The following is a 25557-nucleotide window of genomic DNA, read 5'->3' as shown; positions in this document are numbered from 1 at the left end:
AAGAGCACGAATCACGCCTCGACAGGTCGTTCGTCCGAACGCCTGAGCGCACATGCAGCAAGGACACACAAAGCGGGCGTGATCACGAGGTGATAACGATCTTCGCCGAAAAAGATGGCGTGGGTGACGGCGACGGAAGCGACGGCAAAGACGAGATACCCGATGACTCCGCCTCGATAAGGCGCTCCAGGCATGGGCAAAACGCCGAAGAGCACGAGCACGACGGCAAGCGGCCAAAAGGGATGCGTGTCGGCATAGGCGCCATGAAGCGCAAGGAGCACGACGGTGAAAAGCGCCGCGAGCTGCACGAAAAACGCTGGGAAGCCTTTCTTGCGCGATGGTCTAGCGACGAGGCCGAGCGCCGCGAGCGAAAGAAGCGCGCAGTGCGTGGTGGTGAGAACCGCGCGGCCGAGGAATTTGCGCTCCTCGGGCCACGCCGATGGGTTTGCCTCGCCAAGGTACCCGATGGGAAATGATTCGTGGTCAAACGTATGCGAGAGCTTCTTCGGAACGAGACCAAGCCAACGGACGGGATCCTTGCGAATCCACGCGAGGCCCTCGTCCATCCAGCACCTGTCCTGCTGAACTTGACCGGTGACGACAGGACATCCGTCGGTCGCGCGTAAGGTCTCGAATCGCCCAGTTGCCCGCGGAAATGAACCGATGGCCAGGTTCCATCCGGCGTTCGTAGAGACAAACGCACAACCATCCATGACGCGGCAATTGCGGAGCGTCCACGGGAGGACCACGACAAACGCCGCGGGCAAGGCAATCGCAACGGCGACGATGGCGCGGCGCAAGCGGGCTCGGAGAGGAGCGCTGCCCGAAAATGCAACGAGGCCGAGCGCTGGAGCGCAAAGCAGGCTCTGAGGGCGAACGAGGGTGGTGAGACCAAGCGCGATGCCCGCGAGCAAGGCTCCGCGGATGGGTTTGGCTCGTACGTCACGCGCGAGGAGCCAAGCAGATAGAACGAGGCCGAATGCCGCGAGAGGCTCGGTCATGAGCAGCGCGGCGTAGATGATGAGGCCGGGGTTTGTCGCGACGAGCAGACCCGCGATGCGCGCTCGGTTTTGCGAGGTTGCGTAACGGGCAAGGCGATGGATCAAGACGGCAAGGAGAGCGCCGGTGACGGCGTTGACGATGGGCGCGACGGCGGGACCGGATCCGAAGATGCGATAGAAAAAGCCGAGAAAACCGCTGTATCCGACGGGGTAGTGACACCACGGATGCCAAACGGTGTTGCCTCCAATGATGATGTCGTCCGAATAGCCAAAACCTTCGGCGATGCGACGAGCTCCAAAGTCGTAATAATGGCCGTCCCATACGGGCTCGCGGGCCCACGCGATGGCGACGTAGAGGCGCGGCAAGAGCGCGATGACGAAGAGGATCGCGGAAAAAAGGCGATCGCGGGAATCTCGAAAGAAGCTATCCACCGCCCCTCGAGCGCAGGTCGGAGAGGTCGCGCAGGCGGCGGGTGTACGTCTTGCCAACCTGGGTGGGATCGAGCTTCAAGAACTTGGCAATTTGTTGGACGAATCCCTGGACGTACACGAGGGCGGGAAGATCGCCGAAGGCCTCGTTTTCGATGGCGACGAGATGCGCAACGCTGATCTTGGTGCGCTGGGCGATCTCGGGGATTTCGATGCCTTGCGATTCGCGCACTTTGCGGAGGAGCGCGCCGGTGAATTCGGTCTCGGCGTTGATCTCGCGCGCGAGCTCGGCCTGAAGCATGGCAAGCTCGGCGTCCCGCGCTGCGTCGCGATTGCGCTGCGGAGGCGCTGCGGCAGGGACGTCGTCGGGGAAGGTGGAGAGGTCGTACGCGCGGCGTCGAACGGGATCGAGGAGGGTGTCGTGGGCTTCTTCGATGCGCGTTTGAACTTGTTTGAGGACGTCGGGTGAAACGACGGAGCACAAAGGCAAGCTGCCTTCGCGGAAGATCTCGCGCTGACGTTTGACGGCGCGGCGTATTTCATCGTCGGCCGATGTGCGAGAAATGCCGAGCACTTCGTAGAGCGTGACGGGCAACGCTGCGCGCGTTTGCTGCGTGGGGCTGCGTGCGGGGATTTCCGAGCGGCGCGTGCTGCTCTGGGCCGCAAGAAGCGCGAGGATGCGGCGAGCGACGCGTTCGATGTTGCGTGCGCTCTTGGATGTGGGGCTGTCGATGAGCAGCGGCTGGCGCCTGCGAACGGTGACCCACACGGCATCGTCGTGTTCGATGTGGCCGAGGTAGTCGAGCGCGATGCCGAGGAATCGCTCGGCAATGATGGACATGGAGGGGCCCAGATCGAGGTCGGAGCGAAGTCGGGTTTGTCCGATGACCAAGTACGCAGCGACGCGGAGCATTTCTTGCGCAGCGACCTTGGCGACACCGTCGTCGTAGCGCTTGATCTCCGCGACGATCATGGGCGGAGTCGCAAGCGCGGGAAGGGCTTCGATGACGCGTTCGACGAGGCGAAGCTTGAAGCGTTCCTTGGTGAGCGCGCGACGCAACACGCGCAAGTAGAGCGCTCGACAGAAGCGATACGTGGTCTCGATGGCGAGCGGTTCGGGGGCGGTGACGCAGATGCCGACGTCGGCCTGGAGAAAGAGGTCGAGCGTGGATGCGGTGGTGGAAGCGCCGAGGTTGATGAGAACGTAGTCGACGTCGAGCTTGTCGATTTGGCGGGCCCAATGCGATCCGCGGCTCGGACGAATGGGCGTGGCCGTCATGGGATCGTACGCGGTCGGAAGAAGTCGCAAGCCGGGGACGATGGTGTTGACGGGCTTGGCTTTGCCTTCTTCGAGCGCTTCGCTGGTGACGAGCGGCGGCGTTTCGAGACCAAGGACGCCGTGGAGATTGCTCCCGAACGGGTCGGTGTCGCACACGACGACTTCGCGGCCGAGCTGGGCGAAGTAGACGCCAAGGTTGACCGTGAGGAGCGTCTTGCCAACGCCGCCTCGTCCGCCGCCGACGGCGATGACGCGCCTGGACCGAACGCCCGAGGTCGACTCGATCATGGGCGGCGGCGGTATGGTGGGCGTCAGCCGATCGGGCGACTCGTCGTTGTGCTGGGGCACGGGGGACGTCTACCACAGGACGGGCACGGTCGAGATGAAACCGGGTCAGATCTGGATTTGCCTCGTTCCAAACTCGACACACACCGCGAACGCGACTAACCCGCCAGGTATGGCCATCGTCCGCTCGTTTCGCGCATATCGTCCACCTCCGGCCCAGGCGCTGGACGTTGCAAGTCCCCCGTACGACGTGATCTCGACGGCGGAAGCTCGGGTCCTCGCACAGGACAAACCTTCGAGTTTCCTGCACGTTTCAAGGCCCGAGATCGACTTGCCCGAAGGCACCGACGAACACGACGACGCGGTCTACGCGATGGGCATGACAAACCTCGAAAAGCTCGTTTCCCAAGGCGCGCTGGTGCAAGACGCCGAGCCGCATCTGTACCTGTACGAACAAACGATGGGCGCGCACAAGCAGGTGGGCGTCGTGGGATGTGCTTCGGTTGCCGAATATCTGAACGATCGCATCAAGAAGCACGAGAAGACGCGGGCCGACAAAGAAGACGATCGCACGCGACACATTCAGGAGCTCGGTGCGCACGACGAGCCGGTTTTCCTGACGTACCGCAAAGACTCGGAAATCGATGCGCTGGTCGCATCGACGACACAGGGCGTGCCGATTTACGACTTCACGACACCGGATGGCGTGGGGCATCGGCTGTGGGTTCTAAGCCGACAAACCTCGCTGGAGCTCGAAGAACGTTTCGAGCAAGCGGTGCCGTGTTTGTACGTGGCCGACGGGCATCATCGAAGCGCAGCCGCGGCTCGGGTGCATCAGGCGTGTCGCGGAGACGGGCGCGAGCACGACGTGTTCTTGGCGGTGGTTTTTCCGGACGATCAGATGAAGATCATGCCGTACAACCGGGTGGTGCGCGATCTGCAAGGGCGCTCGGCCGAGGAGCTGCTCGCACGACTTGGAAAAGTGATGCAGGTGGAGCAAGTAAGTGATGGCGAGGCTGCGACGCCGAAGGAGCCGAGGACGTTTGGCGCGTACATCGCGGGGAAGTGGTACGTGTTGCGCGCTCCAAAGGATGGAGAGCGGGATGTGGATCCGGTGCGGTCGCTGGATTGTTCGATCGCGCAGGATTTGATTTTGGGGCCGATTTTCGGCGTGTCGGATCCACGCCGGGACAAACATGTCGACTTCGTGGGCGGTATTCGAGGTTATCGGGAGCTCGAAAAGCGGGTCGATGCGGGTGACATGACGCTGGGGTTGCACCTGTATCCGACGCAGATTTCGCAGCTATTCGCGGTGAGCGATGCGGGGTTGCTCATGCCGCCAAAGAGCACGTGGTTCGAGCCGAAGCTGCGAAGCGGGCTGTTCGTGCACGCGTTTTAGACGGCGCTTCAGCCAGGAAGAGAATTTAAAACCCTCACTTCCCCCGCTCGTAATCCTTCGCAGCCCGCTCGACGATGTCCCAATCCCGAGCCGCTCGTTCGGCCTCTGCCGTGAGGTCGGCGGTAAACAGCGTCAGACCCCACAAACCATTTTCTCGCCGGCGAAAGCCATATCGGGTTCCACGCGCCGTTTCGACGGTAGCGCGTTCGCCAGCCATTTCGACTTTTCCAATGCCCGATAGGTCGCGACGCAGCCTCGCGACAAACCCCTTTCGGTTGGCCATTTCCACCCAAACATCGGCGCCATCGGCGGCGCTTGCATGAGCGCGATACGCATCGAGCAGCCGCGTACGTTCGGGTTCGGGATACGCCTTCTCGATACGCTCGCTCGCTTTGCGCCGGTAATCACGAATGCTGAACGCGGCGTGCTGCGCGCGGTCTTCGAGATAGTGAAAACACATGCGTACGTCGCCATGCGCAAGGTTGTAGGCAATGCGCATGTAAGCACCCTCCGGCGTGCTGTCCGGCGGGAATTTCGCCATCCAATAAATCGCCCCGCCACCCGCGACGAGCGCGGTCAAACCGAGAGCCATGGCGCGACGGCGAGAGATCGGCATCAGCGGGAGGGATGTTCCACGGCGCCGCGCGACTCGCAAGCAGAACCCTCAGGCTCACGAGCGGAGGCCACGCGGGCGCGTGATAGCCCAGTCGCAATCTCCTGGCGCTTGCTGGCCTCGATGCCAATGTCGATGTTCATGATTTTCTCCGTCGCGTTTTTCACTTTTTGACATCACTCAGCGAAATACCGAGAGCCTTCGCGATGCCTTCACCATAGGAAGGATCCGCCTTCATGCAATTGCCAATGTGGCGCAGCTTGATATTGCTCCGGACGCATGAGCTGGAAAAGGGACTGCGGTTGCGGACGTCACCACACGCAAGGGCGTAGGCGATGCGCTCGTCCACTTCCTAAGCACGACGCATGATCAGTGTCATGGCGTGCCGTTGCCATCGGGCGGATTTCCCTCCGCTGCTTTGGCTTCGGCATTCTTTCGTCGCGTTTGCGCGGCTTTTTCAGCAATCTGTGAATTGTATCGAATGGTTTTTTCGAAGGGTGCGAGGATGCTCTTGTCGCCAGTGCGGTGCGCGGTCGATTTGGCCGCGTCGGCCATTTGGGCGATCGTATTTTCGCGATTGTGCACCTTTCTCGCTCGGCTTTCGCGTACGACTTCGAGGAGCTTTTCGAGCTCTCTCTCGCCCGCCTCGAACTTTTCGATGATCGCCGTATCGTCCACGAAGCTTTGATAGAGCTTGGACGTGATGCCGGCATCCTCGCCATGCAATGGGACGCTTTGTGCAAGCTCGGTGATGACGTCGTCAATGCCGTCTTGCGCTGAACGAAGACGTTGCATTGCGTTTTTGGGTAGGTCGATCAAGTGTCCATCGAGATCCTTCAATGAGATTTCCAGCGGTCCCCCGTAGGCTGCACCGGTGACTTTGCTCATAATTTACCTCCTCCAAGGTGGTTTGGACGTTTGCATGCCGGGAAACGGGCGTCAACATGTATCTGCCAACAGTGCGAAGCCTTGGTGGGTGGCGACGACGTCGTCGAGGGGCTTGGTGAAGTCGTCGAGGGTGGTCGACGATTGCGTCGCGTTGGTTGGTGAGATCGTCGAGTGGGTCGACGAAGTCGTCGAGGGTGGTCGACGATTTCGTCGCGTTGGTTGGTGAGATCGTCGATCGGGTCGACGATGTCACCGCGTTGGCTGACGAAGTCGTCGAGGGTGGTTGACGATTCCGTCGCGTTCGTTGGTGAAATCGTCGAGTGGCTTGGCGATGTCGTCGCGTTCGTTGGTGAAATCGTCGAGTGGCTTGGCGATGTCGTCGCGTTGGCTGACGAAATCGTCGAGGGTGGTCGACGATTTCGTCGCGCGTGGGGCTGACGGCCCCGGGCAAGCACCTGCTCCGAGCGGGTCGCGTGGGTTTGCTCGCGAAACGAGGAGTGGGCTTGCATAGGCTTTCCCTTGCAATGCCTACGCAGTTGTGCATGAGCGCGGGGCCGCGCCACAGGTCGCGCGTGAAGGTTGGTCATAGTGGACTCTTGGTGAGCAAACGAAAATGCGGCGGCTAGTCAGCCTCGCGGCTGATCTGCGTATCTTCGTACGCACAACCAGATGCCAGATGTTGTACCCGGAACGCATGCGCGTTTCACCTTGACCAAGGAGCACCGCATCGGGTGCCATCGCACCATGGTTCCCACCATCAATAAACTTGCATTGTCCTTAAGCTTTACCGTGTGCTTGGGTTTTGCGTTCGTGCCTCAGGGATGCGGGGGCGTTCAGCATCCTGTTGCGGACATTCCCGAGCACGTTGCAGCGCCGATCCAGGGTGCGCTTTCGAGCACACGCATCACGTCAGAGATGCGGACCAAATCGTCAAATATGACGTGACGCTCGATAGCAACGGCCAGGTCGAGACCATTACGCTGGTCGATTCCACCGTCGGCGATGAAGAGCTGGAGCAATGCATAGCTGCCTCGATCCGTTCGCTCACGCAGTACGATCTTCTGCGCCCTCGCTCGGAGAATTTCGATCGCGAGCTTGCACAGCCGGAATCGCGCATGCTGCTGGGTAATCCGGCAGTACCGCTTGCGGTTTGCGTTGCGTCGCCACCTTGTTTGCTCGCGCTGGGCATGGTCGTGGCTGGTTCCGTGTACACCGTGCAGCTCATGGTGCACACGGCGACCGCGACCACGGCCACCGCGATAACGACGGGCTGGCCGATGGCGACGGCCAAACCCACCGCAACGACGACGGCCCCGCCGATCCCGATCGCCCTACCGCGAAAGTATCCGAACCAGACGTGTGAGGACGACGAGATGGCTCGCTTGGAAAAGGAGATGCACAAGATTTGCGACAAGGGCTTCGCCGCGACCTGCGGGGGGAGTAGCAAGATCATACAGGATAACCTGCCGGTCATCCCCTGCTCCGCGATCAAGCTCAGCATCCAGCAAAGGCAGGCCTGCCTGGCAGCGCGGTGGGAGGTTCAGAACAAGTGCTTTGGCGGCAAACCAGACGACGTGCACAAGAAGGAGATTGACAACCGCCAGCGAGGGCTCGACCACTGCGAAGCCCTGAAACTGAAAAACTGCGCCAAGGGTCATCCCATGGCAGGAAAGTAAGGTTATCCATGTCAGACATTCTTCTTGAAGCCATTTATACGCGCGACGTCGATCGCTTGGCGGCGCTTCTTGCCGCCGGCGCAGATCCAAATGAGGATGGCAAACCGCGCTATCCCCTCTACGAGAGTGGCCGACAATTCCCATTGCAGGCTGCGATCGGCGCGCTCCAAGCGCGCGAAGCGATCGGCCCTTACGGACCGGAGCCTGCAGGATCGATCGATGCTGTCGTCCTCCTCCTGCGCCACGGCGCCAAGGTCAAAGGTTGGGACGTGAACACGGAGGGGGACCCGCTCTATATTGCCGTGGTGATGAATCACATCGAAACCGTACGGCTCATGTTGGCTGCGGGCGCTGATCCCAACATATGCGACGATGAGGGTGGGTCGCCGCTTTGTTTCTGCGCCGAGAACGGCTATCTGGAGATAGCTCGGCTCCTCCTTCAGTGCGGTGCGAACAAAACCATCCATGAGGGAGGGGGGCCTGCTGGCATGAATGCATTGGGGTTTGCGGCAACCAGGCTCAATGTCGAGATGGTGAAACTGCTGCTCGCTCATGGCGCAGATCCGCTTGTTGGAGACGCAGACGACATCACGGTGTTCGAGCGACTCCAGTTCACGGTTGAGCTAGGTCGTGTCCCCGAGGATCCTGCCGCCCAGGAGCGCCTTCGGGAGATTCGCGCGCTGCTCGGCGACCCGCCTGCGTAGTGCTAGCGCCACGGGCCACCCGATCGTGGATCCGAGCAATAACGTGCAGGTGATGCCGCCGGTGTGTCTCAACTGCCTGCAGGTCCTGGTGATCAACGTGCAGTCGCAGGGGTTTGTCCTCCCCGGTTTACCGTTTCGCCTCAAAAGTCAAGCCCCTCCTGGACGATGGCCTGGTCGGTGATCTGGGCGTCCCTGGGTGCACCAACCCCAACCCCTAAAGACACCATGGAGAACGATCCCCGCCTGCGACGCCTCTGGTGGTGCCCATTGTCCGCGTGCCGAGCGGGTCGCGTGGGTTTGCTCGCGAAACGAGGAGTGGGCTTGCATAGGCTTTCCCTTGCAATGCCTACGCAGTTGTGCATGAGGGCGGGGCCGCGCCACAGGTCGCGCGTGAAGGTTGGTCATAGTGGACTCTTGGTGAGCAAACGAAAATGCGGCGGCTAGTCAGCCTCGCGGCTGATCTGCGTATCTTCGTACGCACAACCAGATGCCAGATGTTGTACCCGGAACGCATGCGCGTTTCACCTTGACCAAGGAGCACCGCATCGGATGCCATCGCACCATGGTTCCCACCATCAATAAACTTGCATTGTCCTTAAGCTTTACCGTGTGCTTGGGTCTTGCGTTCGTGCCTCAGGGATGCGGGGGCGTTCAGCATCCTGTTGCGGACATTCCCGAGCACGTTGCAGCGCCGATCCGAGGGTGCGCTTTCGAGCACACGCATCACGTCAGAGATGCGGACCAAATCGTCAAATATGACGTGACGCTCGATAGCAACGGTCAAGTCGAGACCATTACGCTGGTCGATTCCACCATTGGCGATGAAGAGCTCGAGCAATGCATAGCTGCATCGATCCGCTCGCTCACCCAATACGATCTTCTGCGCCCTCGCTCGGAGAATTTCGATCGCGAGCTTGCACAGCCGGAATCGCGCATGCTGCTGGGCAATCCGGCAGTACCGCTTGCGGTTTGCGTTGCGTCGCCACCTTGTTTGCTCGCGCTGGGCATGGTCGTGGCTGGTTCCGTGTACACCGTGCAGGTCATGGTGCACATGGCGACGGCGACCACGGCCAAACCCACCGCGATCACGACGGGCTGGCCGATGGCGACGGCCAAACCCACCGCGACGACGACGGCCCCGCCGATCCCGATCGGCGTAACGCGGAAGCCCGGCCAGACCTGCGATGACAAGCGGCTCAATGAGCTGGAGAAGGCGAAGAAGGCGGTTTGTCCATCGGCTCGTCCTCTGCCTGGGCAGCCCTGCCGCCCACCCAAGGACGGCGTCACGCTTCAGCCGCAGTACCCTTGTTCGCTCATCCGCGCTCGGATCGCGGCGTCGAGGGTGTGCATCGGGGCTCGACAGAAGGTGATGGATGAATGCTTCAAGAACGCAACCGATGCAGCCGCTAAAGGGCATGCCGAACAAATCCAAAATCTCATCAACGGCAACACGTTGTGTGAGGCGCTCGAGGCGGTCAATTGCGCGCCCGGTCATCCAATGTCAGGACTGTAGCCATGAGCGCCAAAGTGCATCAAGCGGTCCTGGACCACGACCTCGACACCCTTGCCCGGCAGCTCGCTGCTGGAGAGGACCCGAACGAGCTTAGGGACTACGCACCCCTTCACAACGCCATTGGAGATCTTGAAGCCGTCGCGCTCCTTCTGCGGTTTGGGGCCGACCCGAATATCTGGGACGGAGCTCGGTATGTAACGCCGCTCCTGACGGCCATGTTGTGTAAAGAGCCAGAATCCGCGCTGATGCTCCTCGCCGCGGGAGCCGACCCGAACGTCAGGAGCTCCGAGGGCGATATGCCGCTTGCCTTGTGCGCAAAAGAAGGTGACCTGAAGATGGCGGCGATGCTCCTGCGTTCGGGGGCGGCGAAGACAATTGATGCATCCACCGGCTTCGAGTGGATGACCGCGCTTGGCCACGCCGCGTATCGCCTGGACATTGCGATGATCCGGCTGCTGCTGGCCTGGGGCGCTTCGATCAGCGCACTCGATGCAGATCACAACTATGCGTGGGAACGGCTCCCCGAGCGCACCGAGGAGAATGCCGAGAAGTATGACCTCGCCCTGGAGTTGCTTTCGCCAAAGTCGTGAGCGCCCACGGGCACCATGAAATACAAATACATGAGCGGAATCGAAGTGATGGAAGGAGATGTCGTAGCGATCCGACGCGGTAATCGATTCGTTGAGGGCGTCGTTCTCCAGGTGCTCCTTCCCAACACACCGGACGCGGACGCCTGGTCATCGCCCGACGGTGGCGTCCTGATTGAAGGAGCTGGCCTGGGCCTCTCAGTTACTGAATCCCTGGAGAACGATGAGGACGTCGTCCTTGTCCGTCGCGCGAGCAGGAAACCTTGATCGCGCCCCGACATCCGATGTCAGGTTTATAATCATGAGCGCCGAACTCCACCGCGCGATCGATAACCACGACGTCGACGCTCTCGCCCGGCTGCTCGCTGCTGGAGAGGACCCGAACGAGCTGATTCCCGTTCCGGGCCATCCGGGCTTGAAATTCAAAAAGGCGGATTGGGAATAGGGATGCCGAGCGACTCCAAAGCCGAGCATTGGTTTGTCAGCGCGGCAAGCGGCATGCGTTTTAATACCGGGCTTCCCACTCTTCCTTTGACATGCACTTGTTCCCGCGCGCTCGTTCCTGATTGCAATAGATTCGGTAGAGTATGTTGTGCCGGTGATCACGGTCAGGATCATCGTCGTCCGCGGGTTGCCGCGGGGGCGACGTTTGTTGTTCCGCACCCGCGCACGCGACTTGGGTGAGCGCCGGGGCGACCAGCAAAGCGAATGGGAGTGCGGTTGCTTGGAGATAACTTGCAATCTTGGCGGACTTCATGTCCACACCCGAGCACTGGTTTGTCACGGTGTCAAGGGCTTCCGGTTCTTCCGGCTCAACCTCGGGGACGAAAGATGGCTGCAAACTTGCCTCTTGCGTCGTGGTCGTTTGCGGGATGCTGTACGGCGTCAAACCCGCGGCCATGACTGGGGAAGTATTCGCCGACGAACTCGTGGGCAAAAGCGCGCCGCAAACGACGGTCACCGCCATAGCGCTGCTGAATTGCGTCGCCTGCAACGCCACGTGCGGGGCCTGTTGCGTCATGTGTGCGACAAACGCGCGCGCGCGCTTCGGCACCAGCACCAGCGCGGCTATCGTCGCGCGAATGGCCGCGCGTAGGAGCGCCAAGAGCCGCCTCCGACGCGAATCCACCGTAGACCAGGGTTCGTCTTGCTCTGTCGCAATGTCGTCAATGGTCTTTTCTTCAGCGTACAGCGCATGAAGAAACGCCCGATCCGCCGGCTTGAGTGCCGTTATGGCACAATCCAGCATCTTGCGCGCTTCCACGACCCCGGCGGCCGGTGGAACCCCAGGCAGTTCGGCGATATCCGTGCCAGCACCAATCTCCCGTTCCGCTCGGCGACGCTGGTCGGTGCGCATCGTCAGGGCCTCGTACTTCACGAGCTCGCACATTCTTGCGACAAACTTTTTGTCATTTTGGATTGACGGCAGTTCGTTGCTGGGCTTGAGTAGTGCCTTGACGAACGCCTGCTGCACGGCGTCTTCAGGAGAAGCACCGGAATCACGCGTCACCCGTCGCGCGACGCCCAACATTTCTCGCGTGAGCTTGGCAAATTGATCGGCCGACAAACCAAAAGGGAATTCCGTAGGTCGTTTGCCCATGCAGGTACAGGGCGCGAGCGTACCCGTATCACGCAACATTTTTTCAATTTTTGTCATGCCCTGGCGATGGCCGTGCTGGGCCTGGTTTTTTCCGCTCAACCCGCGTTCGGGCACGAGCCGCCCGTGATCCCTCCCACACGACTCGACTTCGACGCCTCACGCGCCCCCAAGAAGTGCAACGACGCCGATGCTTTTGATTCGATTCTGGGCGCATGGGTTCCCAACGGCGTGTTGCGGGAGGATGCCGAGCGTCGGTTGGTGGTGCGTATCCGCTGGACGCCGACGGGCGGCAAACGAGTGGAGGTGTCGCTCTTCGATGCCCAGGGCGCCGTCGTGGCGGAGCGCCTCACGGAACATCCAGCCACGGCCGAGTGCTACTTCGTGCTGCATGGTGCCGCCCAGGATGCAGCAGAGCTGCTGGGCGCCTTCGAACCACCTCCGCCGAAGGAACCGGTCATCTGTCCCGTGTGCCCACCATCCGCTCCGTCGCCGCCCACACGTCCCTTGCCAACGTCCCCACCGCCTGCGCCGCCCGTGCCAACCATCACGCATGCACCAACGCTTCATCGCTCCTCTATTGGCATTGGCGCATTCGTCGGGTCGGGCATTCATTCGGGGCTCGGCGGAGGACCGTATGTGCTCCTCAGCTACGCCCCATGGCGCCATTGGTCCCATGTGCGCATCGAATTCGAGGGGTCGTGGACATCGCAGACGTCGGAATCCATTCGCACACACGCCATCCCGCTCGTGGGTTCGTTGTGTTTGGTCCGCGGTGCCGTGCGATTCTGCGGCGGTTTGGCGACGACGGCATTGTATTCGAAACAATTACCTATTCATGACGAATTGCATTTGATGATCGGCGGTAATGTTCGTATTGGAACCGAATTGTTCGTACGCGGCCCGTTTGCCGTTCGTGTCGACGTTTTCGGACGCCTCGCATTCGTGGAACGAAGATTTGGCGGCGCCACATTGGCGCTCGACGTCCCAACTCCCTTTGCCGCAGGATTGGCGGTGCTGGGCGCGTGGTTGTGCGATTGACAACTCTTTGGCCGTTGTTTCGATCCTGGCAACGTATGATGCCAGCCTTCACCTCGCCACGACAAAGCCAGCGACGGCAAGCGCGAAATGATTGTCAACCGTTTCCAAGACGGATAGCATGGCCCCATGCCGCCTCGACTGAAACGCTGCCCTTCGTGCCGCATCCACATCCTCGAAGCCGCGACATCGTGCCCGTTTTGTTCGTTTCGCATCCCCGTCAAGAGCATCGTTGCAACGACCGCAGGCGTCGTCGCGCTCGTCGCTGGAATCGGCTGCGCGTACGGCTGTCCCGACGATCAATGCTCGGGTGGAGCCGGCGGCGCGGGTGGATCGGGCGGAGAAGCAGGCGCTGGTGGATCGGTGAATGACGCCGGCACCGACTGATGAACCTGCCGCGGGCCGCGTGGCAACGGCGTCACGTGGGCCGTCGGGTTTGGTCTACGTCGTTTGGGAGCTGACGCTTCGCTGCGATCACGCTTGCCATCATTGCGGCAGTCGCGCGGCGCGGGCGCGACCGGACGAATTGTCCACGGCCGAGGCGCTCGATGTGGTCACGCAGCTCGCGAGCATGGGTGCGCGTGAAGTGACGCTGATCGGCGGCGAGGCGTATCTGCGCAATGACTGGGATACGATCGCTCGGGCCATCGTGGAGCGTGGAATGCGCTGCACGATGACCACGGGCGGCCGCGGCATGACGCGCGAACGAGCTCAGCGGGCAAAGGCTGCGGGGCTTTCGAGCATCTCCGTGTCGATTGATGGGCTTCGCGAAGCGCACGACATGCAGCGCGGTTCGGGGAGCTTCGACGCGGCATTGGCAGCCATGCAGAACATACGCGACGCGGGCATCGAGCTATCGGCCAATACGCAAATCAACCACCTTTCGTTGCCGGACCTCGATGCATTGCTCGATATGTGGATCGCGCGAGGTGTTCGCGGCTGGCAAATGCAGCTCACCGTGCCCATGGGCCGGGCGGCCGAGCGGCCCGATTGGCTTTTTCAACCGTACGAGCTGACCTCGGTATACCCGAAGCTCGCGGCCATTGCCGAGCGCGGGGCGAAGCATGGCGTGCAATTCTGGCCTGCGAACAACATTGGATATTTTGGCCCGTACGAGACGCTTTTGCGTGGACGTGGCGTCGTGGAAGATCGCGTCTGGGGTGGATGTGTGGCCGGCGAACATGCGCTCGGGCTCGAATCCAACGGCACCGTGAAGGGATGTCCTTCGTTGCCGACCGATGCGTATGCTGGCGGCAACGTGCGCGAGCGAGCGATTGTGGACATTTGGGAGCATACGCGCGAGCTTCGTTTCGTGCGTGATCGGACGGTCGACGATTTGTGGGGATATTGCCGGACTTGTTATTACGCGGATGTTTGTCGTGCGGGTTGTACGTGGACGAGCCACGTGTTTTTTGGTCGAGCGGGCAACAATCCATATTGTCACCACCGCGCGCTCGATTTCGAGCGCCGAGGGCTGCGCGAGCGGCTCGTACCGAACGAGCCCGCGCCGGGTCGGCCATTTGATCACGGGCGTTTCGATTTGATTGTGGAGCCGCTCGATGCGCCAATGAAAGACGCCAAGCGACGTTTGCCATTCGTGCGCGCGGCAGATTGACACGTCGAAACCCGATGCGCGTCTTGACAGCGCTGCGCATCGGGTATTCCATACGTTACATGGATACCAAATCTTCGCGTTCAATGTGCCGAGCCGCGTGCATGTTCGTGCTCGCGGCGCTCGGTTGCATAAGCTGCAATCTAAATGACATCATCGACAACGCGTCGCTGGCGAAAATCGAGCCGCGTTATGAAAAGCTCGACCTTGCCTCGCCCTCGAAACTCGAAAAGCTCACGCCGTCGAAGGTCGTGCGTAGCGGCCCGATCCATCGGCGCATCGGTTCAACGGTGTACCGCATTGGCGGCCTGGATGAATTGGCTGGCGTGGTGGATGCCGCCGAGTCGCTCGATCTGACCACGGGCGCATTCAAAACCCTGCGGGCCTGGCCCACGCCTCGATTTACGGAAATCGTGGACGTGGCGGGTGATCGCATTTGTATCGGTTATGGCACATTGAACCTCGATGTCGTCAACCTGATCGAGGTCATTGATTGTTACGACACCGTGGCGGACACTTGGTCGACGATTCCGTCCTTTCCGGTGAAGCTTGTCGCGGTGCAGAGGCCACTCGCCACCCATGGGCGTGATATTTACGTCTTCGGGGCCGAAGACGCCATGAAGAACCCCAAAGCTGCATATGTGTACGAGGATGCCAAAGGAGCATGGACGGAGCTGCCCTCGATGCCCGAGCAGTGCTGGCTGAATCATCCGATGATCATCGGCGACAAGATTTATCTTTTCGATTGCGGTAGCAACAACAAGCAATATCTCTTGCTGGCGTACGATATCGTCGGCGCAACATGGTCCACGCTTACAGCGCCGCCTCCCGGTGACATCAAGCTCCCATTGCGGGACAAACCACATGTCCATGGGAACGGATTCGTATTCTACAATTCGTTCACGAACGAGGTTTGGCATTACGACATCACGATGGATCAATGGTCCAAAGGCCCGGCACTTTCGGCCGACGTGGACGGTGCGGCGACGGCGATCGTCGACAACCAATTGTACGTGCGTATCGTGCACGTCCGATCGGGGACGACGACGGGCGCGATCCATGCTTACGACATCGAAAAGCAAACGTGGTCGCTGATTTTGGATGTGCCGTACCAAACGGGTCTCACCTTCGACGCGGAAGCGGTTGGCTCGGAAATTCATTATGTCGGCGACCACTCCGCACTTGCCCCGTCGATAGGAAATTGAGCGGCGGGGGCTGTCGTTTGGGTAGACATGAGCTCATGTGCTCACAAATCGTTGAATGTGCCGAGGATTCGCGCTAGGCTCCGTTCGTCGGTCTGGTGTAAGCTACTCGGCGTCATTCCATGGAAGAATTGCTGCCCAAAATCGGAATCGTTTTTCTCGTCGTCACGGCGACGGTCGGCCTATTTCATAGACTCCGCATTCCAGGGATCATTGCCCTCGTCTTTGCCGGCGTCGTCATTGGGCCGCATGGGTTCGGCATTCTCGAGGATCACACGCAAATTGCGCTCCTATCCGAATTCGGAATCATCCTCTTGATGTTTTCGATCGGGCTCGACTTCGACCGGGATCGCCTCTTGGAGCTGCGGCGGTCAGCGGGTATTGGCTTTTTCCAGATGGCCATCTGCATCGTCACGGTGCTATTGGCGTACCCACTTTTTTTCAAGAGCGATTGGCGCGTAGCGCTGGTTTTCGGTTTTCTCGTCTCGCATACCAGCTCCACGTTGATGCTCAAGATCTACGGGGAGCGAGGCGAAATTTCGACCGCCCCCGCAAGGCTTGGCGTCGGCGTCAGCATCACGCAGGATTTGGCATCCGTTCCGATGCTGATCGTACTGCCCATGCTCGCGTATGGAGGAAACCTTGGCAACGTCGTCTTCACGCCAAAAATACTCCAGAGCGCTGCCATTCTCGTCGGAATGGCAATCGTGGCCAGGTGGGGTGTTTCGCCTCTCTTGCGGCTGGTCGTCCAAACCCGCAGTCGCGAGCTGATCCTGTTCTTCCTCATCCTCGTTTGTCTCGGCGCGAGCTGGGCGACCTATGCCGCGGGTCTGTCGGCTGCGCTCGGGGCATTCATTGCGGGTTTGGCTTTGGCTGGTTCGCATTATAGCCACCAAATTCATGCCGAGGTGTCGCCACTGCGCCGATCTTTTGGTCAGCCTCTTTTTCATTTCGGTCGGCATGCTCGTGAATACCGGGTCGCTCTTGACCTATGCTCACGTGTACGTGCCCGCTTTGCTGATCATTTTGATCATCAAGTTCGTGAGCGGCTTTGCCCCAGTTCTGGCCTGGGGGTATCCCCGCATTGCCACCGAGGCTGGTGCTGCCATTGCCCAGGTCGGCGAATTCTCGCTCGTATTGCTCCTGGTGAGCCGTTCGCTGGGGCTCATCGACGACGTCGCATATCAGGTGTTCACCATCATTGCGGTGCTCAGCATGCTCGTGAACCCATTTCTGATCGGCGCGGCCCCGCGATTTTTTGGCCTCCTGCATCGGCTACCCATGCCTCGTTCGGTGAGAGAGGGGCGGCTGGCGACGAAAGAGGTCAGCGATGACCTGGCGAATCTTCGCGACCATGTGCTCATCGCAGGTTACGGCCTCAATGGGCGCAACCTCGCGCGTGCGCTCGAGTCGCTCGACATTCCCTATGCGGCGGCGGAGCTCGGGCCCGAAGCCGTCGCCGCAGCCTATGCTGCTGGTGAAAAGGTTTATTATGGCGACTGTACCCGCCCAGATGTTCTCAGGCGGCTTGGGATCGAACGTGCGCGAGTCTTCGTGGTGGCGATCTCCGACCCGCAGGCCACTCGTCGGGCTGTGCAAGTCGCTCGTCAGGAGAGCGCGACCGTTCACATCATCGTGCGAACTCGGTATGTGTTCGAAATCGAGCATCTATTGGCGATCGGGGCAAACGAGGTCATTCCCGAGGAGTTCGAGACGTCGTTGGAGATTTTGGCGCGAACGCTGCACGAATATCAGGTTCCGACAAGGACGGTGGATCAAGCCATTCTACGATTCCGCAGCGACGCCTACCAGGCGCTTCGCCAAAGCGCCCCGCTATCCGAGAACCGCTCGATTCTGGAAGGGCTGTCGCTCGCGCTCGAAATCGAGACCGTGCGAATACGAGCCACCGATTTCGCCACCGGCAAAACACTTCGAGATTTGGCGCTGCCATCCAAGACCCGCGTCGTCATTTTGGCGATACGAAAAGGCGACGAGGTCATCACGACACCAGCGGCGGATTATGCCGTGGCCGACGGCGATATGCTCATTCTCGTCGGCACCCACGAACAGCTCGTGAATGCATTGGACTTGCTCGAAAAGGGGCAAGCGAACGGCGAGGGCTTGGCAGCGACGCAAGAAGGAACGAGCGATCCGTCCGACGAGCCCATGGCCGAGCGCGAAGGCGACGAGGGCGACCAGAAGGACGCGTGAGCCGGTGCTCGAAGAACGGGGCTAGCGACGTCCTCGTTCATCCAGGGACGCCAGCGGGACCCATGGCAATACCACTTTCGAGTGTAACACAGCATTCCATAACCGAGAAATTCGCAGCGAGTGATGGGTTTGTCATGTGCGCTAGGCTGCTTTTTCGCGGCAAGAAAGTACATGAAAATGCGACGATTGTGGTCGCGCAACGGTGCTGAGCACGAGCATGAATTTTGTTACGTCGGTGGACAAGTGGAGAAAAATGGGTTTATCTTGACGCATGATTGCGACAGATGCCGAGCTCATCTCCCAATGGCGCAATGGCGACCGTCGTGCGGGTGCGGCCCTTTTCGAGCGGCACTACCCCGCCATTGCTCGCTTCTTTCACAACAAGGTCGACGATGGCGTTCGCGACGAGCTGGTTCAAAACGTGTTCTTGGCGTGCCTCGAAAACCCCGCCGGTTTTCGCGGCGAGGCGAGTTTCAAGACATACCTCTTCGGTATCGCGCACCACATTCTCAACGATTTCCTGCGTGCTCGCATACGTAAGAGTCGGCGCGAAGATGTCGCTTTCGATGTCCAGTCCGTCATTGATTTAGGGCAATCGCCCGAGCAGCCGATGGTCGAGCATCAGGAGCAGCGTGCGTTGCTCGAAGCGCTGCGCCGGATTCCTCTTGATTATCAGGTCGTACTGGAGCTGCATTATTGGGAGCGGCTCACGGCGGCCGAAATCGGACTCGCCATCGGCATACCGCTTGGTACGGCAAAGACTCGGCTGCTCGAAGGCCGAAAAGCGCTCGAATCAGCGCTCACGAAAATCGACGTATCGCGAGAAATCCTTCAAAGCACGCTCGATGATCTGGACGGGTGGGCTTTGCGGGTGCGGCCCCAGATACCGCTCATCCAACGCGACCGCGGCTCAGGGTGATGGAGACACCGGAACTGTTGGAAAACGTCGAGGAGCGCCTGCGCAAGGCGGTGCTTGCGGCAGCGCTTTTCGGGGCGGCGGATGACGCACCACGTATCGGTCGATTCGCGCTTTTGCAACGTATCGGTGCTGGCGCGATGGGTGTCGTGTACGAAGCGTTTGACGCGCAGCTCGATCGGCGGGTGGCCATCAAGCTCGTGCGTAATGAAAACAAGGTCGAGGCGCATACGAATCGGTTGCTCCGCGAAGCGCGGGCCATGGCGAAGCTTGCGCACCCCAATGTCGTGACGGTCTACGATGTGGGGCAATGGGAAGGTGGGCTGTTCGTCGCGATGGAGCTGGTGCGTGGCGGAACCCTCCAGGGATGGCTCGCCGCGCAGACTCGCGGCGTTCGTGAGACGCTGGACATGTTCTTGGCGGCGGGCCGGGGCCTCGTGGCTGCGCATGGTGCGGGGTTGATTCATCGCGATTTCAAGCCAGCCAATGTGCTCGTCGGGGAGGACGACCGACCGCGGGTGGCGGATTTCGGTTTGGTGCGGCTTGCTGGCGAGGTCCTGCTGGGCGCGGAGCCGAGCTCCGCCTTCGTGGACGGTTTTTCCACGGCAACGGGCGCAGTTCTGGGCACACCGGCCTACATGGCGCCGGAGCAGCTTCAAGGGGCGCGCGTGGGCGCTGGTGCTGACCAATTCAGCTTTTGCGTGGCCCTGTACGAGGCTCTTTGCGGGGTTTTGCCTTTTGGCGGCGGCACGTGCGAGGACCGGCTTCGCGCAATACAGGCAGGCGAGCTCACGCCGCCTGCGCCTGGTCGCCGCCCAGTGCGCCGAGTGCTCGATGTGCTGCGGCGAGGTTTGTCGGCGGAACCGCACGCGCGTTTCCCGTCGATGCAGACGCTGCTCGACGCGCTCATCGTGGCCGAGCGGCGTGGAAAGGGCCGATGGGTTTCAATGGCGGGTGGCGCGCTTCTATGCGCATTGGGGGCTTTCGGCAAAGCGGCCAACAACCAGCAGCCCCCTGCCGCGTCTTCCATGCAGCTCGATGCTGCCGAACAGCAGCACGATGCAACGTTGCTTTCGGCCGCGCGTCGCCTTTCGCCGACGGATCCAACCCTGGCAGCCGTTCTGCTGGCGGAAGTCGAGGCACCGCAGCGCCATCGAGAATGGTCTACCTTGGCGCAGGAGGTTCTCGCGCAGCCAATCGCTCGATTCGTCTGGAACGACGTGAGGCTTTCGCCTTCGCAACACGCTGATCACGTCGTCCTTTTGCAAGATTTGGAGGGCTCTCTGATTGCGCGATCCCTGGACGATGGGCGCGAATTAGCTCGACGAAATGGTGCGGAATGGGGCGCGGTCTATCCGCAAGGTGACGAGTTGCTCGTTCATACGACGCGAGGTTTGGAGATCTGGCCCCTTGGTCGAACAACCACGACCCCGTCATGGCAAAGCGATCGCTCCGGGATTGCTCGGGTCGCTTTGGGAGCAACGGGCCGCGACATTTTTGCGTTATCGAACGATGGCTCGGTGCTTCATTGGGACGAGACACGCCCTACGACGCCGGCTGTGTTGCGCGTGATCGGGGATTCGCAGGACAATACGCGGGCAATCGTCCTTGCCGACGCGGGTGTGGTTTGGAAGAGCACCGCGAGAGACGGAATCGAGATTTGGCCTTTACGGGGGCAGGGTTCTCCGCAGCGATTGGATTTTGGTGGCAACGATTTTACCGCAGCGCATATCTCGCGTACGGCACGCCGAATAGCGGTCGGCTTCGACGACGGCACGATCCAGCTCTGGTCCAAGGGGGGCCGCACGCCCATCGAGGTTCGGGGGCATTCGAGCGAAATCCGTCACCTTTTGCTGAGCGACGAGCGCGAGCGTCTGGTCGCATGGGCGGTAGATGGGAGCACGCGTATATGGAATTTGCAGTCATTGCCGATGAAGCAATCACGCGAAACGCCGCTGATGCTGCCTCGTCACGAAGCGACGACCATGACCATGAATGCGGATGGGCGAATGCTGATGACGACATCGCCGGGCGTGCCTGGGATGACGCGGGCCTGGGATCTGTCGACTCAAGATGTTTCGGTGCTTCGAACGAAGGATGGTAGCGATGCTTGCGGCCACTCGAGCCCCGATGGAAAGTGGGCTTTTACCTGCTCGATACACGGCTCGGCGCGAGCTTGGCCATTGGATTCGCCCTCCACGACGCTTGCATTTGGGCATTCCGCGCCGATTTGGGCAGGTAAACGGCAAGGAAATCGTTTGGCCACGGCGTCGCAGGATGGGACGGCACGTATCTGGCAAATCGGCGAACGTGGAGAATTGCGCGAGACGGCGGTGTATTCCTCAGCGCCTGCGACGCGAGTGTGGACCGCCGTTTTCAGTCCCGGTGGGGAGTGGCTGGCGACGGGATCGAATGATGGTAAAGCGCGAGTTTGGAATACGAATGGAAGCCAAGCGCCCGTTGTGTTTTCCGGACATGAAGAATGGGTGTATTCGTTGGCCTTTTCGCCGGATGACCAATCGCTTTTCACCGGTTCGAAACGGGGTTGCATTCGGCGGTTTCGCATCGATGGCGGTGCGCCCGCGGTCATTCTTTGCCAGGCGAGCGTGCGAGGGCAGGTGAATGAAATCGTGCTGAGCGCCGACGGGACCAAGGGCGCAGCGGCACTCGCTTCTGGCCATCTGGTGGTCTGGGACAATGCGGGTGCCGTCGTTTCCCACGCGCCGCGCGTGATTCCAACCGCGCACGGGGAGCAGGTGCAAGCGATGGTATTTCGCCCCGATGGGCGGCAATTGGTGAGCGTCGGCCGAGACCGCAAGGTGCGCCTTTGGGATACGGCGAGCGGCGCATGGATCCGGGACATTGGCGCTCATGATGGCGCGGTTTATCACGTATCCATGAGCCCAGATGGACGCCAGATTGTCACGAGCTCAGCGGACGGCACGGCGCGAGTATGGCCGATGGAAGGCGACGGAGCACCGGTCATCTTGAAAGGCCACGAAGGGTGGGTGGTGTGGGCCGAGTTTGACCGGGCGGGACGGCGCATCGTTACGGCAGGGTACGCCGCGACCGCGCGGATATGGGACTTGGAACAGCCCATGGTGCCGCGGGTTTTACGAGGTCATTGGAACGGCATTCGGTATGCGACATTCGATGAGCGAGGTCAGCGTGTGATTACCGCGGCAATGGATGGGACGGTGCGTAGCTGGGACATTGCCGACGAAAAGGTGGAACGATTGCAACGCCGGCTCCGAGAGGCCACGCGGGCGTGTTTGACGACGGCGCAACGCGTGGAGCTCATCGGGGAGGACGCGACGACGGCAGCAGAGAGGGCAGCAGCGTGTAGTCGCTAGGGTAGATTACAAAATACAAAAAAACAAGAGACGTGTCGATTTCCAAATCCCTGATGGGGGGTTCGACGACTACCCGGATACGACGTGCAAGGGGCACGGTACGGTTGAAAGGTTTCCGAACATGAAATGCCACGCGTTGTTGGTTGGTATTGGTTTTTCTCTCCTTGCCGCGGTTTCGCTCAGTACGGCCGCCTGCGTAGATGCCGACGAGCTAGGCAATGACGAATTGGACGGGGAAGGGCTCACCGCAGAAGCCGTCAATGCACTCACGCACGGCTGCACGCTCGGCGTCGATTGCCACCTCGATGGAAGCGGCACGGTAACGAATATCGTGACGGGTACGGCTGCGACGTACCGAGTCAAAATGACTGGCTATCGACGAATGGATGTATTTGCAGACGTTTGCAATCCGACTGGTTGGTGGCTTCATGTGGGCGATTCGCCGACGAACGATGGTTGGGGCGGCGATAGCGCGAAGACCGACCACGATGCCGAGGTCCACATGAACGGAAACGGCCTCTCGTCATATAGCTCGTACGACATGGTGCGTGGGGAAGCTGGCGCGGCTACTCGGGCCTGGAACGTGTATCCCGGTGGTTGCAAAACCGTGAAGATGACGGTGTATCACGCGTCGGGCAGTACCAACAGCATGTTCCGCTTTTTCAGCGACAAAGCCAATACGACGCCGTCGTTCGAGATTGAATCCTTGCATGGATTCAAGATTGGTTACAGCGCCTGTAGTTCCTCCACGTCGACCTCGCGCTCCATTGAATGCGATTGGGAAGACAAGGTTTTGGCGGACAAGGATTACTGGTACGTTGGCGTGAACCGATCCATAGGATCCGCCTCGCGTACGGGCAGTGGCGTGTCGCGCGCGTGCATCGTGCTCAATTCGGACATCAATACCAACCCCACGAGTTGTTTGCCAAGCCCGCCGAGCCCGCCCAGTGGCTATTGCGGCGACGGCGTCTGCAACAATGGCGAAACATCTGCGAGCTGTCCTGGGGATTGCCCACCGCCCACGTGCCTCCCCCTCACCGGAGACCCGAAGCTCGACTCGCTCATCGAAAATCCCTGCTTGGAATGAGCACCAAGCGCCCGAAGGTTTTCACACCGCCAGACGGCCTGCGGACCAGGTGCGCGAGGCCGTCCGGTCCATCCAGGCGGCCTGCGGACGAGGTCCGCGAGGCATCTGGTCTACTACTGCGGGACATTGATGACGTCTGCATCGTCATCCGGCACCTTACCTCCTAGCCCAACTTCCGCAGTTGGGCCAGGGCAGATCAATAATTTCAAGCACTTACGGCCCAAAGTTGGCACTACAAATCTACGCGACGCGTGGGGTCCGGATGCGCTCGGGTAGGCGTAGCCCGAGGCGGTCGAGCAGGGCTGCCTGTTCAGGCTCGGGACGGACGATGCAACGAATCCGCAGTTCGCGCCCGGCTTCTCCTGCGATGGGGATGATGACGTCCGCGCATTGAATGCGATGAAGCTCCTCGAGAATCGTGCGCGGACTGTTGCCCAATCCTGCACGTTTCTGCCACTGTTCCAGCGTTTTCCATAATGCATACGCCAGAAAGCACACGAGAATGTGCGCCTGTACTCGCTCGGCTTTCTGATGCCATATCGGTCGAATCGAGAGGTCGTTTTTATGAATGCGAAATGCGGCTTCCGCTTGCGGCAATTGAATGTACGTGTGCCATATTTCTTGCGCCGACCAATTGTTTACGTTGGTGCGCAGCACATAACATCCTCGCTTTCGCGGGCCCATTCATTCCAGTCAAATTGCAGCGCTTTCTGAAGTTTCAATCCTCCGGCCCTGGTTGGATCGTAAACGATTTGTATTCGATAGCGGCCGGCCGCGCGTTCATTGCCGCCGAGAAGCCGCCCAATTTGGCGTTCGAGCGTGCTTCGATCCACGGGCTTTTTGGCTCGCTTCGAGCCGCCGCTCGATCGTTCGAGACCATCTTCGATCCGTTTCGCAAATCGGTCGTGCATCGCCGATTCCTTCTTCGCCTGATCTGCGGACCGGCACAATACAAATGTCTCGGATCCCTTCGAGCACAGCTTAACTTCCAATCCGTCACGAATTGCCGTCCAGCCCGCCGAATCCAAAATCGCCTCACGCCAAGATTTCATCGCTGCTTTGGGCGTGCCAATCAAATACCGTCTGCCCGTTGATTCAAGCCATTTTCACATTCGCTTCGCTGCCCATCCCGCGATCCATGACCCATACGCGTTGCGCGATGCCAAATCTTCGTTCCATGCTCGACGATTTCTTTGACCGTCGTCATGTCGCTACGGTTTCCCGGGAAAACTCGTAGCCAAGCGGAAGTCCTTCACGCGTGACGACGAGCGCGATGCAAACCTGCTTGCAATCCGAGCGGTGATCGCGACTGTGTCCGCGCTTGGCGAGCTCGTTTTTCTCCGCAAGCCCCTCGAAATATGTGCTCGTCACATCGTACAACAGCAGATCATATTCAATCGAGAACAATTGCCGAGTCGCTTGCGCAAATGTTTCTCGATGGCTTCTGTGCGGCAAAAGCTCGTCGAGCGCGCGATACAGCCGGTCATCGTTGACCCGCTCCACTGGTAAATCGAGAATGTCTTCGAGCGCCGTTTTGCGATACCAATCCTCGGCGATGTGCAATTCGCTGGATGGCTCGCACAGTCGTGCAATGACCAAAACCGCCGCCATCGTGGACCATGCGACGGACTCTTTCCCTTCGGGCATGCACGACGCGCACAACATATCCAGTTGCAATGCCTTCCAGAGCGTCCATCCGAGCCACACATCGCCGAAATCACGACTGCGTTCGAGGCGAACAAGATCCGCTCGAATCTTCAAGGTTTGCGGAAGGGGATTATCTTCCCATAACTCCATTTGATTCGCGCCGCCCGTCATTCGAGCGCCCAACTCCTTCTGCGGCCGCTCGCTCCTGCGCATCGAGATTCCCGAGCTGCGCGACCGTCTGTTGAACGACTCTGCCATTGCGACGAACGGACCGAACCAATCGCCAATAGGTGTGGGTGGTTCCGTTTTTCTTGACCAGCGAGCGACGTAGATACATCGGGATCTCTTGCTGCAATCATGGTCCTTCCGGTAAAACCGCGCAAATCCATCGGTTGGCACTACACGCATGGTTTGGAAGGGCCGAGTGACGGGTCTTCCCAAATCGGCGACGCATCACTCGCGCACAACAACTCAGGCCACATGCCTGGCCCACATTGTTCCGTGGAATCAGCGTTCGGTG

25 protein-coding genes are annotated in these 25557 nt (G+C 60.3%); 16 read left to right on the top strand and 9 right to left on the bottom strand.

Annotation, left to right across the window (positions count from 1 at the left end; genetic code table 11):
* Positions 1–11: 11 nt before the first annotated feature.
* Both IPM54_20335 and IPM54_20330 read right to left on the bottom strand, forming a co-directional pair.
* Positions 12–1502 carry a glycosyltransferase family 39 protein gene (locus IPM54_20335; protein MBK9262139.1) on the bottom strand — a complete coding sequence of 497 codons (1491 nt, stop codon included), beginning with the start codon at positions 1500–1502 and terminating at the stop codon, positions 12–14.
* The gene (locus IPM54_20330; protein MBK9262138.1) at positions 1426–2997 is read right to left on the bottom strand and encodes a helix-turn-helix domain-containing protein; all 1572 of its coding nucleotides are present in this window, start codon (positions 2995–2997) and stop codon (positions 1426–1428) included. Before IPM54_20330 ends, IPM54_20335 begins: the two co-directional genes overlap by 77 nt.
* 169 nt (positions 2998–3166) lie before the next feature.
* Between IPM54_20330 and IPM54_20325 the strand changes: the two genes are divergently transcribed.
* Positions 3167–4393, top strand: a complete 1227-nt coding sequence (locus tag IPM54_20325) for a DUF1015 domain-containing protein (protein ID MBK9262137.1) — start codon at positions 3167–3169, stop codon at positions 4391–4393.
* A gap of 34 nt (positions 4394–4427) precedes the next feature.
* Here the strand turns inward: IPM54_20325 and IPM54_20320 are convergent, their stop codons facing one another.
* Both IPM54_20320 and IPM54_20315 read right to left on the bottom strand, forming a co-directional pair.
* Complete coding sequence (locus IPM54_20320) at positions 4428–5003, bottom strand: hypothetical protein (GenBank protein MBK9262136.1); 576 nt, start codon at positions 5001–5003, stop codon at positions 4428–4430.
* A 378-nt stretch (positions 5004–5381) separates the two neighbouring features.
* Positions 5382–5894: a hypothetical protein gene (locus IPM54_20315; protein ID MBK9262135.1), complete on the bottom strand. Its 513-nt coding sequence runs from the start codon at positions 5892–5894 to the stop codon at positions 5382–5384.
* 279 nt (positions 5895–6173) lie between these two features.
* Between IPM54_20315 and IPM54_20310 the strand changes: the two genes are divergently transcribed.
* From IPM54_20310 to IPM54_20280, 7 genes are all read left to right on the top strand, one after another.
* On the top strand, positions 6174–6332 hold the full coding sequence (locus IPM54_20310) for a hypothetical protein (GenBank protein ID MBK9262134.1): 159 nt from the start codon (positions 6174–6176) through the stop codon (positions 6330–6332).
* Positions 6333–6835: 503 nt separating this feature from the next.
* Positions 6836–7570 carry a hypothetical protein gene (locus tag IPM54_20305; protein MBK9262133.1) on the top strand — a complete coding sequence of 245 codons (735 nt, stop codon included), beginning with the start codon at positions 6836–6838 and terminating at the stop codon, positions 7568–7570.
* An 8-nt stretch (positions 7571–7578) separates the two neighbouring features.
* A complete protein-coding gene (locus IPM54_20300) occupies positions 7579–8274 on the top strand; it encodes an ankyrin repeat domain-containing protein (GenBank protein ID MBK9262132.1) in 696 nt (231 codons plus the stop codon).
* Between the two features lie 562 nt (positions 8275–8836).
* Positions 8837–9787, top strand: a complete 951-nt coding sequence (locus IPM54_20295; GenBank protein MBK9262131.1) for a hypothetical protein — start codon at positions 8837–8839, stop codon at positions 9785–9787.
* Between the two features lie 2 nt (positions 9788–9789).
* On the top strand, positions 9790–10377 hold the full coding sequence (locus IPM54_20290; GenBank protein ID MBK9262130.1) for an ankyrin repeat domain-containing protein: 588 nt from the start codon (positions 9790–9792) through the stop codon (positions 10375–10377).
* A gap of 15 nt (positions 10378–10392) precedes the next feature.
* Complete coding sequence (locus tag IPM54_20285) at positions 10393–10641, top strand: hypothetical protein (GenBank protein ID MBK9262129.1); 249 nt, start codon at positions 10393–10395, stop codon at positions 10639–10641.
* A gap of 34 nt (positions 10642–10675) precedes the next feature.
* Positions 10676–10819 carry a hypothetical protein gene (locus IPM54_20280; protein MBK9262128.1) on the top strand — a complete coding sequence of 48 codons (144 nt, stop codon included), beginning with the start codon at positions 10676–10678 and terminating at the stop codon, positions 10817–10819.
* Between the two features lie 60 nt (positions 10820–10879).
* On the opposite strand, the gene IPM54_20275 is transcribed toward IPM54_20280, so the two are convergent.
* The gene (locus tag IPM54_20275; protein ID MBK9262127.1) at positions 10880–12031 is read right to left on the bottom strand and encodes a hypothetical protein; all 1152 of its coding nucleotides are present in this window, start codon (positions 12029–12031) and stop codon (positions 10880–10882) included.
* 66 nt (positions 12032–12097) lie between these two features.
* On the opposite strand from IPM54_20275, the gene IPM54_20270 reads away from it, so the two are divergent.
* The 4 genes from IPM54_20270 (at position 12098) to IPM54_20255 (ending at position 15826) form a co-directional block, all read left to right on the top strand.
* Positions 12098–13012 (top strand): hypothetical protein, encoded by a 915-nt coding sequence (locus IPM54_20270; protein ID MBK9262126.1) that lies wholly within the window; start codon positions 12098–12100, stop codon positions 13010–13012.
* A 126-nt stretch (positions 13013–13138) separates the two neighbouring features.
* Positions 13139–13396 (top strand): hypothetical protein, encoded by a 258-nt coding sequence (locus IPM54_20265; GenBank protein MBK9262125.1) that lies wholly within the window; start codon positions 13139–13141, stop codon positions 13394–13396.
* Positions 13377–14624: a radical SAM protein gene (locus IPM54_20260; GenBank protein ID MBK9262124.1), complete on the top strand. Its 1248-nt coding sequence runs from the start codon at positions 13377–13379 to the stop codon at positions 14622–14624. The genes IPM54_20265 and IPM54_20260 overlap by 20 nt, the downstream gene beginning before the upstream one ends.
* Before the next feature lie 14 nt (positions 14625–14638).
* Positions 14639–15826, top strand: a complete 1188-nt coding sequence (locus tag IPM54_20255; GenBank protein ID MBK9262123.1) for a hypothetical protein — start codon at positions 14639–14641, stop codon at positions 15824–15826.
* A 416-nt stretch (positions 15827–16242) separates the two neighbouring features.
* Here IPM54_20255 and IPM54_20250 read toward each other — a convergent pair whose 3' ends face one another.
* On the bottom strand, positions 16243–16773 hold the full coding sequence (locus IPM54_20250) for a hypothetical protein (GenBank protein MBK9262122.1): 531 nt from the start codon (positions 16771–16773) through the stop codon (positions 16243–16245).
* Positions 16774–16783: 10 nt separating this feature from the next.
* Here IPM54_20250 and IPM54_20245 point away from each other — a divergent pair, with 10 nt between their 5' ends.
* From IPM54_20245 to IPM54_20230, 4 genes are all read left to right on the top strand, one after another.
* Positions 16784–18034, top strand: coding sequence for an NAD-binding protein (locus tag IPM54_20245; GenBank protein MBK9262121.1), 1251 nt, complete (start codon positions 16784–16786; stop codon positions 18032–18034).
* A 271-nt stretch (positions 18035–18305) separates the two neighbouring features.
* Positions 18306–18953 (top strand): sigma-70 family RNA polymerase sigma factor, encoded by a 648-nt coding sequence (locus IPM54_20240; protein ID MBK9262120.1) that lies wholly within the window; start codon positions 18306–18308, stop codon positions 18951–18953.
* A complete protein-coding gene (locus IPM54_20235; GenBank protein MBK9262119.1) occupies positions 18953–22303 on the top strand; it encodes a protein kinase in 3351 nt (1116 codons plus the stop codon). Before IPM54_20240 ends, IPM54_20235 begins: the two co-directional genes overlap by 1 nt.
* 121 nt (positions 22304–22424) lie before the next feature.
* Complete coding sequence (locus tag IPM54_20230) at positions 22425–23390, top strand: hypothetical protein (GenBank protein ID MBK9262118.1); 966 nt, start codon at positions 22425–22427, stop codon at positions 23388–23390.
* Between the two features lie 240 nt (positions 23391–23630).
* On the opposite strand, the gene IPM54_20225 is transcribed toward IPM54_20230, so the two are convergent.
* From IPM54_20225 to IPM54_20215, 3 genes are all read right to left on the bottom strand, one after another.
* Positions 23631–24047 carry a hypothetical protein gene (locus tag IPM54_20225; GenBank protein MBK9262117.1) on the bottom strand — a complete coding sequence of 139 codons (417 nt, stop codon included), beginning with the start codon at positions 24045–24047 and terminating at the stop codon, positions 23631–23633.
* Positions 24029–24301 carry a hypothetical protein gene (locus IPM54_20220; GenBank protein ID MBK9262116.1) on the bottom strand — a complete coding sequence of 91 codons (273 nt, stop codon included), beginning with the start codon at positions 24299–24301 and terminating at the stop codon, positions 24029–24031. Before IPM54_20220 ends, IPM54_20225 begins: the two co-directional genes overlap by 19 nt.
* A 292-nt stretch (positions 24302–24593) precedes the next feature.
* Complete coding sequence (locus IPM54_20215) at positions 24594–25250, bottom strand: IS1634 family transposase (GenBank protein MBK9262115.1); 657 nt, start codon at positions 25248–25250, stop codon at positions 24594–24596.
* Between the last annotated feature and the right edge of the window lie 307 nt (positions 25251–25557).

The organism is Polyangiaceae bacterium (assembly GCA_016715885.1).
GTDB lineage: Bacteria > Myxococcota_A > Polyangia > Polyangiales > Polyangiaceae > Polyangium.
The sequence above is the reverse complement of the archived record's forward strand: the minus strand, read 5'-3'. Positions and strand labels throughout refer to the sequence as shown.